This is a genomic window from Variovorax paradoxus (assembly GCF_040544635.1).
GTDB classification, from domain to species: domain Bacteria; phylum Pseudomonadota; class Gammaproteobacteria; order Burkholderiales; family Burkholderiaceae_C; genus Variovorax; species Variovorax paradoxus_R.
This window is the reverse complement of sequence record NZ_JBEPKJ010000008.1, coordinates 13612-26642: the sequence shown is the minus strand read 5'-3', so window position 1 is coordinate 26642 and position 13031 is coordinate 13612. Positions and strand designations below refer to the sequence as shown.

The window sequence follows — 13031 nt, the reverse complement described above, 5'->3', positions numbered from 1 at the left end:
GCATACCGCCATGACCATGCACTGCCATCTCGATTGCGCGCTCCAGGGTCTCCAGCAACTCGCTTACGCGCGCATTGCACGCGAATTCCACCGCGCCTGGAGTGCGCGGCCGAACGGTCTCGAGGAGCCCGACGTGCTCGTCGGCGAAGCCCACCGCCGCGTGCTGCACTGCGAACAGGCGCTGGCGCAGTTGCGAGTCGTGTTCGACGACCCGCGCCAGATTGCCGAACTCAAGGTTGCACGGGCGTTGTATCTGCGCATGCTGCTGGAAAGCGCGCCCACACGGCTGCAGTCATGGAGCGACTGCGAAAACCTTGACGACATGCCGAAGTCCCACCTCTTCGAATGGATTTCCTACGATTTCGAACAGCTGGAGCTGTCTGAACTGGAAGGCTCCATGACCGAGGAAGAAGCCGTCTCGTACGCCCAGGCGATCTACACGCTGGCCAAGGTGCGCGATTGAGATCGGGCGTGCTGGCCTCAGGCCCGCGCGTTCAGGCCCGCCCCAGCACGATGGCGCCCGTTTCGATATAGCGGTCGAACTCGATCTTCGGAATGGCTGCCGTCAGCGACTGGCCGTTCTCGGTCCAGGTGAGGACGACGCTGTCGTCTGCCATCAGGATCTGGCAGTTGCCCTCCGGAATCTTCAGCTGCGGGCCGTCGCCCGCGCGAAATTCGACGGGGCCGGCGATGCGGGCGTCGATCTGCGTGGTGGAAGTCATGGCACTGCACCTCTTGTTGTTGAAAGAACGATGCAAGCGTGAGGCCGCAGCGGGGCCGCTGCGCGTGGGACGGCGCCGCGCGCTTTCGCAGGAATGCCAGAGCGCAGGCACGCACCGAAGAACGCTTACAGCGGACGTCGGGCGAAACCGACACAGATCCCCACTCGCGCGAACACCATTTCCCTTGAGACCAGCGCAAGGAACAGCCGCCTTCGGGCACTGCACGCGCCGGTGATTTAATTTATTTTCAACCCGCCTCGGTGACACGAGGCCAACCAAGGAGTCATTCCATGGCCAATTACACGAACACCGCCGAAACTGCGAACAGCGCAGATGTCGTCGATGTGCTGAACGACCTGCTCGAGAACACGCGCGACGGCGAATACGGTTTCCGCGCCTGCGCGGAGGAAGTCGAGTCGCCGCAGCTCAAACAGGTCTTCCAGAACCGCTCGGCGGAATGCGCCAAGGCGGCTGGAGAACTGGTTCAACTCATCACGCGCTTCGGCGGCTCGCCCGACAAGGGCGGCACGGTCACCGGTGCCATGCACCGCGGCTGGGTGCACGTGAAGGGTTCCGTCGGCGCCAACAGTGCGCTCTCCATGCTGGAAGAGTGCGAGCGGGGTGAAGACGCCGCCGTGGCGCGCTACCGCAAGGCGCTGAAGCAAGACCTGCCTGCCGACGTGCAGGCGATCGTGCAGCAGCAAGCCGAAGGCGCCAAGCGCAACCACGACCAGATCAAGCAGCTGCGCGACCAGATGCGCGCCGCCAAGTAAGGCGCGTCGCGGCCCTCGCCGGGCCGCGACTCATCCGGCGGGGTGGAACGCGTTTTTTTTCTGGAAGCCCCCGGCGGAATCCAACACCCGGGGCAGCAGTCAGTCCTGTATCGCGTGGGGCGTTGCTCTTGCCAAGTGGCTGATGTGGTCGAAATCGAGGCTCTCCAGCGCTTGCCGCACTGCTTTCACCAGAGCTTCATGACGCTGGTCCGCCGAAAGTCGATCGGCCCATTCGTGCAGGTCGGACCATCGACCATCACGCGCCAGCGTTTCGAGTTCCTTTCGCACGTTGATGGGCAGAGGTGCAATTTCAGGCACCGGCCGCGCATGGCGTCGAGGTGTCTCGACAGGTACTTGCGATGGGGGCATCGCAGCACCAGTAAGGGGAGGAGGAGCTTCGTCTTCGAAGGCAGCGTCCACGACGACCGAAAACCGGAGCCGCGTGCCCAAGTGCCGACGACTGTCGAGTTGCAGTTCACCACCCATGCGCTGAACGATCCGTCGTGCGATCGCCAAGCCCAGCCCGCTTCCATCGGCGGCCGGGTCGGCTTGCGTAAATGCCCGGAAGACGCGTCGCTGATCCTTGCGGTCGATCCCGATGCCGCTGTCCCATATTTCGAGGCTCAGCCGCCATTGCGTGTCGGCAGGGTGTGCCTCTACCCGCAATCCCATTTGCCCGTCGTGCGTGAACTTGGCCGCGTTCGAGAGCAGATTCAGCAGCAATTGCTGAAAGCGCTTGCTGTCCAGGTGCACCGCAGGCGGTAGCGTTCCTCTGGTTTCGAGCAGGAAGCGGTTGTTCTGGCGCTGCGCCAGCGCGGAGGCGTATTGCGCGATGTCCTCGATCAGCGCTGGCAGGCGGACTGGCTTCGGGTCCAGTGCAAGCGGCAGCAGCTCGCCCTTGGCATATTCGAGCAGGTCGTTGACCAGGGCGAGTTGGTAGGTCGCGCTGCGTTCGATGGCCTGGAGCTGCTGCGACGACGCCTCCACGCTGCCCTGGAGCATGCGAGCGTGGCCCACGATGGTGGCCAGCGGCGCGCGCAGGTCATGGCTGATGTAAGCCATGAGCCGCGTTTGCTCGCGCGCGCGTTGTTCGGCTTGCTCCAGCGCGGCGTTGAGTGCGCGGGTCTTGCGTGCTACTTCGTTCTGCAGCCTCTGCTGCTCGCGCGCTTGCCACTGAACCAACTTGCGCTGCGCGGAGTGCCGCTGGTGCGAGAGGTGATGCGTCCATGCCGCCAGTGCCACGAGGCCGATCAGCAAGCCAGGAAAGCCGAGCACATAGGCATCGAATCCGGGAATTGCGTGTTCGGGCGGGGACAGCTCAGTAAGCCGCAGGCACACGCCCGTGCTGATGGCCACCATCACCGGAAAAGCCAGCCGCCCGCCCGGCCCGGCACGGCGCATGTAGACGAAGCTGCTGATCGTGAGAGCCAGCACCAGCGCCAATGCACTCAAGAGGCCGGCCTGAGCGAAAAGCGCATAGTCTCCCACCAGGGTTCCGAGCGTTACCAATGCCTGCGCCGCGGTCAACCCGGCCAGCACGTACAGTCCCGGCTGGCGCACCGGGCCGCGGCGCGAGAGCGCATGCAGGTACAGCACCATGTTCAGCACGCAACATCCGGCAATGAAGCCCGCCGCGCGGTAACTCCATTCGGTGCTCTCGGGCCAGAAAAGCAGACGCGCATAGCCCCGGTAGGTGGCTTCATAAAGTGCGACCAGGGCGAACCCGAGACTCTGTGAAGCCAGCGCCCCATTGCGCGAGATGCCCCACACCGCCAGCGAATACACCGCGAGCACGAGCAGGCCGCCGATCAGCAGCCCGTCGGCCAGTGCGTGGCTGCTCTCGTACTCGCGCCAAGTGTCAGAGGTGTGCAGCTCCGGCGCCAGTTTGACGGCGCTACGGCTTTGCGCGCGCACCAGCACGGTGGCATGCTCGCCCGGCTGCAGTTCCAGCGCGAGTGTCGGCACGCGGTTGGCCTTGCGGTTGCCAGGCATGGAGATACCGGCCGCCTCATGCGCCCATGTTCCCGGGGGTGTCTGGCCGACCTGTACTTGCTGCACGTGAAAGTCGACGTACTGGAGCGACGTCGTGTTCAGCACCAGGCGCAGCGGGCGTACGGCGCTGCTGTCGTTCGCTACCGAAAAGCGCAGCCAGAACACCGAGTTCGAGAAGCCCGGCCGCATACGTGCCCGCGTTCCCGGCACAAAGCCGTCCGATAGGTTGCTGTTCTCCGCGTCCACGGCCTCGAGCGAGAGTTCCGCTTTGCGGTCTTCAAGTATCTCGACTTTGTCGTCCAGCGCGATCGGCAGTTGCTCGGCATCGCGCAGACGCACCGTTGCGGCCTGCAGAGGCTGAACCCACAGGCAGATGAAGAAGGCCACGCACAACAACGAAACGGTGCGCACCGCCATCACGGCCGCCTCAAGCCTCGGCGACAGGCAGAGGCAAGGGCAGGGGCAACGATGCGGTCTTGCCGCCAAGCGTGCTGCGAAAGCCGCTCGGGGTTGCCTGGAAGCGCTCGCGGAATGCAGTCGAAAAATTGGCGGCACTCGAGAATCCGACCGCCAAGGCCACGTCCTCGATGCTGAGCGCCGATTCCGCCAGCAGCCGGCGTGCTTCCGAAAGCCGGGCTTCACGCACGAACTCGAACACCGTGCGGCTCGTCAGCTCGCGAAACACGCGCGACAGACGCTTTTCATGCGTACCCACGCGCATGGCCAACTCCGGCAGCGAGGGCACGTTCGCCAGGTCCGACATCACGATCCGCTGGGCTGCCAACGCGATGACTCGATCGGTGCCGGCTTCCCTCTCGGGGGCGGGCGGTGTTTCCGCGCCGGGGCCGTTTGCCCGCGCCTGCTTGCTGCTGGCGAGCACCAGGTGCACGGAGACGCGCGCCAGTACTTCGGCCGGTTCGTACGGCTTGAGGATGTAGTCGACCGCACCTTCGTGCAGGCCTGTCAGCCTTTCCTCCACCGAGCAGGACGATGTCACGAAGATCACCGGAATGTGCGCGGTGGATGGGTCGGCCTTCAGCAGCCGGCAGGCGGCAAAGCCGTCGGCGCCACCCATGCGCACGTCCAGCAGGATCAGGTCGGGCCTCAGGGCGGTTGCCCGCCTGTAGCCCTGCATGGCGTCGAAAGCCATGCTGATGCGGTGCCCCTCGCCCCGCAATGCCGCAAGCAGAAGCTGGAGTTCGTCGATGTTGTCGTCGACCAAGAGGATGTGCGCACGCCGGGGTGGAGTGGAGGACCAGTAAGACATTCGTCTAGCGTAGGGCGGCCCCGGGAAAACGCGTGTGACGGAATTCACGTTCCTTTGCAATCGTAAACAGATGTCTGCTTAAGGAAACATTTCGTACTGACCGGCAAAAGTATGTAAGTCGGCCCCCTCGAAGAATCGCGCTCTTTCCTGGACACCTGCGCCGCATTCCGCGGCGCCCGAACGCACGGTGCCGGGGCCATCAGAGCCATTACGAGGGACGGGATGCCCAACACCCCAACGATCTTGTCGGACGCGAAAGCGCCGAGCGATTTCTTCAAGCTTGCGCGGCAGGCCATGCGCGGGCGCATGGCACGGATGCCCGCGCTCATCGCCGTTCCGCTCGCGGGCTTGCTGCTGGCCACGGCCGCCCATGCGATACCGCAGGTTTCCAGCCTGGTGCATGTGCCCAACATCGTTCCGGCCGGCGGCACGGTCACCAGCACCGTGACCATCGCCGAGACCGACAGCCTGCCGATCGGCGCGCCGGGCACCTCGTTCACCTACGAGATCCCGGCCAACAGCATATACATGGGCACGGGCGCGGTGCCGGTGGGCAGTTGCAGCTCGACGGTCAACGTAGGCGAGGCCGGGCCCGGCACAGTCACCTGCTCGGGCATCACGCTCGCGGCCAACCAGACCCGCGATTTCGAGCTGCGGCTGCGCACGGTTGCGCAAGGCACGCTGAGCGTCACGGCCGCTCCGGCGGGCGGGGGCGCGAGCGAAACCAAGACGATCACCGTGAACCAGGGGGCCGATGTGGCGCTGGCCATCACGGCGCCTGCCACGGCCTCCAGCGGCGCGACGGTGCCGATCGTCTTCACACTCACCAACAATGGGCCCGATGCGAGTTCAGGTTCGACCCTGACCTACAACATTCCCACGGGCCTTTCAGTCTCGGGCAGCGGCCTGCCTTCGGGATGCTCGATTGCCGGCAGCCAGCTGACTTGCAACGTCGGCGTCCTTTCGCTCAACGGCAGTCGCACGATCACCGTCAACGGCGTGGTCACCGGGGCCGCGGGCTCCACCATCACCCACCAGCCGGCGATTGCACCCGCAGGCTCGATCGGCGACGGCGTGCCCACGAACAACAACGCAACCGCCAACACCACGGTTACCGCGGGCACCCTGCTCTCGATGACCAAGACCCACAACGGCGGCCAGCTGCTCGTGGGCCAGCGCTTCAACTTCACGCTGACGCCGCGTTTCAGCGGCAGCGCGCCCACGGGCGTGACGGTGACCGATACGTTGCCGGCCAACTTCCAGATCAATCCCCCGGTGACCGCGGACCCGGGGTGGACCTGCTCGGTCTCGGGCCAGACGGTGAGCTGTACGCGCACCGACTTCGGTGGCGCAGGCGGTGCCAACCAGTCGCTCGGCAACATCGTCGTTCCCGTCACTGCCATAACCGCCGGCACGGGCGTGGTCAATGAAGCGACCGTGAATGCCGCCGGCCCGGTAGCGACATCGGCCACTGGCAGCGTGCCCGCCGACGTGGCGAATTCCGCCACCGACTTCCGCGCCGACAAGCGCCGTGGCTGGCCGCAGAACAACGTACCGATCAACCAGCCGTTCGACTACCAGGTGGGCGCTACCAACCTGGGCGGCACGCGCCTGCTGGCGGGCAGCACCGTCAACCTGGTCGACGATCTGCCGGCCGGCGTGCGCATCAACGGCCTCGGGGCGGGGAGCTATACCTGCACGATCACCAAGGGCGGTTCCACCGTTACGGTTCCGGTCGATGGGCCTGCCACGGTGAATTGCACGCGCACGCTGGCTTCCGACATCCCGGTGGACACCTCGAGCGGCGGCAGTGCGCGCAATGCCGGCTTCGTGACGGTGAATGTCACGATCCCCGCGGTGCCGGCGGGCAACGCCCCCATCGTCAACAGCATGTGCGTGAACGTGGCGTTGCCCGCAAGCACACCCACTTCAGGCTCCGACCCCGACGCCAACACCGGCAACGACTGCGTGAACCTGGGCACCGGCGTGGACGACAGTGCCAACTATGCCGACGTCAAGGTCTTGAAGCGCGTGGTGGGCATCGGCAACAGCGCGGGCAACCGGCAGACGGCGGGCCAGGCGATCACCTGGGAGATCGAGGTGGTCAACAGCGGGCCCTCGGTGGCGCAGAGTGTCGCGGTCAGCGACCTCTTCCTGCAGGTGGTGGGCACGCCCGTGGTGTCGCAGACCGCCAATGCCGCGACCTTTGCCGGCGCCTGCACCGTGCCCGCACCATCGGGCGGCGCGGGTAACACATCGCTTTCGAACTGCAACATCTCCCAGCTTCCGGTGTGCCGCGCGAGCACCGACCCCGTGACGGCGGTGCCGCTGTGCCCGGTGATCAGCGTGCAGGCCCGGCATTACGGCGACGGCGCTTCGGCTTCCGACCACACCTTCCAGATCGCCAACAAGGCGAGCGCCATCGCCGCCATGCCGGCCGACCCCGTGCTCGACGACGCGGGCGTGACCAACAGCGGCTCCGCCACCGGCTTCTTCAACGCCGTGGCCGACGTGACGGTGACCAAGACCGCAAGCCCGGGCTCGGTGCCCGTCGGCCAGGTGCTCACCTACACCCTTACCGCGCGCAACCGGTCCGTTCAGGAGGACAGCTTCAGCCGCGCCTACAACGTGCAGGTGACCGACACCCTGCCGGCAGGCCTCATGTTCATCAGCGCCGTGGCCTCGAACGGTGGCAGCTGTACCCCCCCACCCAATGCCGCGCAGCCGACCGGCCCCGGCAACAACCAGCTCGTGTGCTCCTGGGGTTCGCTCGTGCGCAACGAGCAGCAGACGGTGACGGTGCAGGTGCGTCCGCTCTACGCGATCAACGGCACCACCATTACCAACAACGTCGCCGTCGCAACCACCACGCCGGAAGGCAACGCCGCCAACAACCAGGCGACGGCAGGTACCAGCGTGATCGCCCCCGTGTACGACTTGGTGGTGACCAAGCGCGACGACGTCGATCCGGTGAACGTGGGCGACGACGTCACCTACACGATCACGGTCTCGAACAACAGCGCCTCGACCGCCGAGGGGGTTCGGCTGGTGGACAACCTGCCGACCGCGGGAACCAACGGTGAACCGGCGCCGACGTTCGTGTCGGCAAGCGCCCCCGCAGGCGTCGGCGTCACGACACCCGCGGCCGGTTCGTCCGGCGGACAGATCGTGTTCACCATCCCCGCCATCGGAGGCACCGGCTCCGGAGCGACCGGCGAACCCAGCATGCTGCAGTTCCAGGTGGTTCTGCGCGGCGTTTCGCGCGGCACGTTCCAGAACCGCGCGGCGGTCGACTTCGTGGATGCGTCGCGCAATGCCTTCGACACGAGCCAAGGCAACAACACCGTCGCCGAGAACACCACCTTCCGCTTCAAGGCCGACGTGCAGGTGGTCTCCAAGACGGCCGTCTCCACCGGCACCGCCACGCCGCTCACCACCGTGGCCACCGGCCAGGGCTTCGACTGGCTCGTGCAGCTGCGCAACAACGGCCCCGACAGCGCCGAGACCACGAGCTTCACCGACACGCTGCCTACGGGCCTGACGCTGACAGGCACGCCGGTGTTCACCGTGACCGGCGGCAGCTTCACACCCGCTGCGCCCACCTGCATCGGCGCGGCCGGCGGCAACAGCGTGAGCTGCGCCATCACTTCCATGCCGGCCAACGGCACGGCCACTGTGCGCATTCCGGTGCGCACCACCGCGGGCACCACGCCCGTCAACGGCACGCAGTTCACCAACCGTGCGCACCTGGTCACCACCGGCTCGGGCGACACCGATGGGGGTGCCGATCCGAACGCGGGCAACAACTTCAACCAGGGCAGCATCACCGTGCAGAGCAGCGCGCTGAGCGGCCGCGTGTATGAAGACCTGGACGGCGACGGCCAGATCGACACCGGCGAGCCCGGCATCGCCGGCGTCACGATGCGCCTGACCGGCACCGACAGCCTGGGCAACGCCGTCTCGCTGACCACCACCACGGCCACCGACGGCAGCTGGGGCTTCACCGTGCCCGCGGGCACCTACAGCGTTGCCGAGGACCAGCCCGCCGCCTACCAGCCGGGCATCACCCGCGCAGGCGGCGTGACCGGCGCGGGCAGCACCGCCGGCACCGTGCCGGCGGGCACCTCGAACGGGCCCAACGGCTCCAATGCCAACCGCATCGACACCATCGTGCTTGGCGCGGGCGGCACTTCGACCAACAACAACTTCGGCGAAGTGCGCCCCGCGAGCCTTGCCGGCCGCGTGTACCGCGATGCCGACTACAACAACGCCGCGAGCGCGGGTGACCCGGGCATCGCGGGCGTGACGGTCACGCTCACCGGGACCGACATGTTCGGCAACGCCGTGTCGACCACGGCCACCACGGCCAGCGGCACCGGCAACTACGCGTTCAACAACCTCCTGCCCGGCAGCTATGTGCTGACCGAGACGCAGCCTGCCGCCTTCGCGGACGGCAGCGATGCGGCCGGCACGGCCGGAGGCACCGCAGGCAATGACGTGGTGAGCGCCATTGCCTTGCGCTCGGACGTGAACGGTACCGGCTACGACTTCGGTGAACTGCTGACCCGCATTCCGGTGCGCGTGTTTGTCGACGCCAACAACGACGGCGTGCCGCAGGCGGGCGACACCGGCATTCCCAACGTGGAGTTGCGTCTCACGGGCACCGATGCCGCGGGCAACCCCGTCAACATCGTCGCCGTGCCCTCGGGCCCGGCCGGCGGCTACGAGTTCCGCAACGTGCCGCCCTCGGCGCCCGGCGGCTACACCATCACCGAAACGCAGCCCACCAACTACGCACCGGGCAAGGCCAACGCGAACGGCCAACCGGGCGCGGCGCAGGGCGGCGGCAACAGCATCACGGGCGTGACCGTGGCCGGCACCAACCCGCCGCTCACGCAGGGCGAGTACTACTTCGGGGAGCTGCTGCCCGCGGGCATCTCGGGCCGCGTGTACTACGACCGCGACGGCAACGGCGCGCAGGGGGCGCCGGCCACCGAGCCCGGCATTGCGGGCGTGGCCATCACGCTCACGGGCACGGACGTCAACGGCCAGCCGGTGACGCGCACCACCACCACCGACGCCAGCGGCGACTACAACTTCGCGAACCTCGCCCCCGGCACCTACACCGTGACGGAGACGCGGCCCACGGGCTACGAACCGGGCATCACGCGCGCCGGCAACGTGAGCGGCGCCGGCAGCACGCCGGGCTCCGTGCCCACGGCCGGCAACGGCGTGCTGAACGGGCCCAACGGCTCCAACGCCAACGTCATCCAGAACATCGTGCTCGCCGCGGCGGGTGCGGGTTCGGCCGCCAACAACTTCTCGGCCGTGCGTCCGGCCAGCGTGTCCGGCTACGTGTATGCCGACGTCGCTCCTTCGAACGGCACCCGCGACACCGCGGAGCCCGGCATTGCGGGCACTACCGTGCGCGTGACCGGCACCGACTTTCTCGGCAATGCGGTCACGCACACGGTGCAGGCCGCGGCCGATGGCCGCTACCTGGTCGACAAGCTGTTGCCTGGCACCTACCAGGTGGACGAGACGCAACCCGACGGTGTGGCCGACGGCCCCGAGTCGCTCGGCACCGTGGGCGGCGCGCCGCGCGGCACATTGAACCCCGGCAGCGTCAACGACCGCTTCGGCTCCCTGGTGCTCGCATCGGAAGACGCCGGCATCGACTACAACTTCGGCGAGCGCGGCGGGCAGATCGCGGGCTGGGTGTATGTCGACACCAACAACGACGGCATCCGCCAGGCGGGCGAGCCGGGTATTCCGGGCGTCACCCTCACGCTCACCGGCCGCTCGGCCAGCGGGCTGGCGGTGAATGCCACCGTGGTGACCGATGCGAACGGCCGCTATGTCTTTACCGGCCTGCTGCCGGCCGACGCCACCGGCTACACCGTGCGCGAGACGCAACCCGTGACGTTTGCTGACGGCCTGGACTCGGTCGGCTCGCTCGACGGCACTGCCGTCGGCAAGCCCGGCAACGACGTGCTCTCCGGCATCATGTACCGCGGCGGCAACGGCGACGACTACAACTTCGGCGAGCGCGGCGCATCCCTTGCGGGCACCGTCTACAACGACGCGAACCGCAACGGAACGCGCGAACCGCAAGACCTTCCGATTGCCGGCGTGACCATCACGCTCACCGGCACCGACGCAGCGGGCAATCCTGTGACGCGCACCGCCGTCACAGGCCCCGACGGCCGCTACGAGCTGGCCGGCCTGCCGCTACCCGGCACCGGCGGCTACACCGTCACCGAGACGCAGCCCAGCGGCTACGACGAGGGCATTGCCATTCCCGGCACGCTCGGCGGCTCGGCGCAGGGCACCAACCAGATCCGCGTGAACTTCACCACGCTGGCGGCCAACGGCACGGGCTACGACTTCAACGAGCACAACAACCTGCCTGCTTCGCTGACCGGCACCGTGTGGTTCGACCAGAACCACAACCGCGGCCGCGAAAGCGGCGAAGGCCAGGGCGAAGGCTGGACCGTGGAGCTGATGCGCTGTGCCGATGGCGGCAACGCCTGCCCCGAAACCGCGGCCACCGTGCTCTACACCGTGACCACGGGCGCGGACGGCAGCTACCGCTTCGGCGACCTCACGCCCGGCGAATACCGCGTGCGCTTCCGCTCACCCGACGGCCGCACCGTCGGCGGCGTGTGGCCTACCGATGCTGGGCAGAACGGTGCCAATGGGCCATATCCCACGCCCGCCGCGAGCGATCCGCGCTTCTCCATAAAAGTGCGCGTGGACCCCGGCGCCAACGTGCAGCGGCAAGACCTGCCGTACGACCCGGGTGGCGTGGTGTACGACAGCGTGAGCGGCACGCCCGTGCCCGGCGCCGTGGTGCGCCTGGTCGGCCCGCCCGGCTTCGATCCGGCGCAGCATCTGCTCGACGGCCGCGACACCTACACCACCGGCCCCGGCGGCTACTACGACTTCTTCGTGCTGCCGGGCGCTCCGGCGGGCGAGTACCGCCTGGCGGTTACGCCGCCGGGCAGCTACCTGCCGTCGTCCATCTACCCGCCGGCGGCTGGCGGACTCGGCACGCAGTCGTGTTCCGCTCCGGCGAACGGACCCGCACCCGCGCAGAGCAACCCGTGCGTGGTGAGCCCGGGCGCGGGGCTGGTGCCCGGCGCCGGCTACTACCTGGCGTTCCAGATGCCGGGCGGCGGCGGCCAGCACGTGGTGGCCAACAACATTCCGCTCGACCCGTCGGACGCCACGCTCATCGAGCTGCGCAAGACCAGCTCGAAGCTGACGGTGAAGAAGGGTGAACTGCTGCCGTACCGCATCACGGCGCGCAACACCCGCGGCAACCCCGTGCCGGGCGTGGCCGTGGTCGACACGCTGCCGCCGGGCTTCCGCTATGTGCAGGGCTCGCTCACCGTGCGCACCATGCCCGGTGGCGTCGCGCTGCCGGTGGTGCCGCAAATCAACGGCCGCCAGGTCGTGGTGCCCGGCCAGAACTTCGCGCCCAACGAGACCAAGGAATACCTGATGGTCGCGGGCGTGGGGGTCGGCGTGGGCGAAGGCGAGTTCGTCAACCAGGTCATCGCCACGCAGGGCGTGGGCGGCCGCGTGCTGTCGAACCTGGCCACCGCCACCGTGCGCGTGGTGCCTGACGCGCTGTTCGACTGCACCGACGTGATCGGCAAGGTCTACGACGACAAGAACGCCAACGGCTACCAGGACGAAGGCGAACCAGGCCTCGCCAACGTGCGCATCGCCACCGTGAACGGCGTGCTGGTGACCACCGACGCCGAGGGCCGCTACCACATTGCCTGCGCCGCCATTCCGAAGGAAGGCACCGGCAGCAACCTGGTGCTCAAGCTCGACGACCGTACGCTGCCTTCGGGCTACCGCACCACCAGCGAGAACCCGGCCGCCGAGCGCGCCACCCGCGGCAAGGTGCTGAAGGTGAACTTCGGCGCCACGGTGCACCGCGTCGTGCGTCTCGCGCTGCAGGGCACTGCATTCGAAGACGGCAGCGCCGCGCTGCGCGCCGGCTTCGTGCCCGAGCTCGACCGCATGGTGAGCGTGCTGGCCGAGAAGGCCTCGGTGCTGCGCCTGGCCTACAAGGCCGCGCCCGGCGAAGCCGAAGCGCTCGGCCGCCAGCGCACTGATGCGGTGAAGGCCGCCGTGCTCTCGCGCTGGAAGCAGTTGGGCGAGCAGCGCGAGAGCCGCAAAGAGCCGCCGCTTTTCAACCTGGACATCGAAGTCGAGCTGGTGCCCGCTGCCACGCCCGCGGTGAAGCCATGACGCGAGAAC

Annotated in this window: 6 protein-coding genes; 3 read left to right on the top strand and 3 right to left on the bottom strand. The window is 67.7% G+C overall.

Translation table 11 applies throughout. The features are described from left to right. Nucleotides 1-10 precede the first annotated feature (10 nt). Complete coding sequence (locus ABIC94_RS14770; RefSeq protein ID WP_354373753.1) at nucleotides 11-463, top strand: hypothetical protein; 453 nt, start codon at nucleotides 11-13, stop codon at nucleotides 461-463. A 31-nt stretch (nucleotides 464-494) separates the two neighbouring features. Here ABIC94_RS14770 and ABIC94_RS14765 read toward each other — a convergent pair whose 3' ends face one another. Beyond that, nucleotides 495-722, bottom strand: a complete 228-nt coding sequence (locus ABIC94_RS14765; RefSeq protein WP_354373752.1) for a hypothetical protein — start codon at nucleotides 720-722, stop codon at nucleotides 495-497. Between the two features lie 290 nt (nucleotides 723-1012). Between ABIC94_RS14765 and ABIC94_RS14760 the strand changes: the two genes are divergently transcribed. After that, nucleotides 1013-1495 carry a ferritin-like domain-containing protein gene (locus tag ABIC94_RS14760; RefSeq protein WP_354373751.1) on the top strand — a complete coding sequence of 161 codons (483 nt, stop codon included), beginning with the start codon at nucleotides 1013-1015 and terminating at the stop codon, nucleotides 1493-1495. A 99-nt stretch (nucleotides 1496-1594) separates the two neighbouring features. Here ABIC94_RS14760 and ABIC94_RS14755 read toward each other — a convergent pair whose 3' ends face one another. Both ABIC94_RS14755 and ABIC94_RS14750 read right to left on the bottom strand, forming a co-directional pair. After that, nucleotides 1595-3904: a sensor histidine kinase gene (locus ABIC94_RS14755; RefSeq protein ID WP_354373750.1), complete on the bottom strand. Its 2310-nt coding sequence runs from the start codon at nucleotides 3902-3904 to the stop codon at nucleotides 1595-1597. A gap of 10 nt (nucleotides 3905-3914) precedes the next feature. Further along, nucleotides 3915-4754: a helix-turn-helix domain-containing protein gene (locus ABIC94_RS14750; RefSeq protein WP_354373749.1), complete on the bottom strand. Its 840-nt coding sequence runs from the start codon at nucleotides 4752-4754 to the stop codon at nucleotides 3915-3917. Nucleotides 4755-4976: 222 nt separating this feature from the next. Here ABIC94_RS14750 and ABIC94_RS14745 point away from each other — a divergent pair, with 222 nt between their 5' ends. Further along, nucleotides 4977-13022: an SdrD B-like domain-containing protein gene (locus ABIC94_RS14745; protein WP_354373748.1), complete on the top strand. Its 8046-nt coding sequence runs from the start codon at nucleotides 4977-4979 to the stop codon at nucleotides 13020-13022. Nucleotides 13023-13031 lie beyond the last annotated feature (9 nt).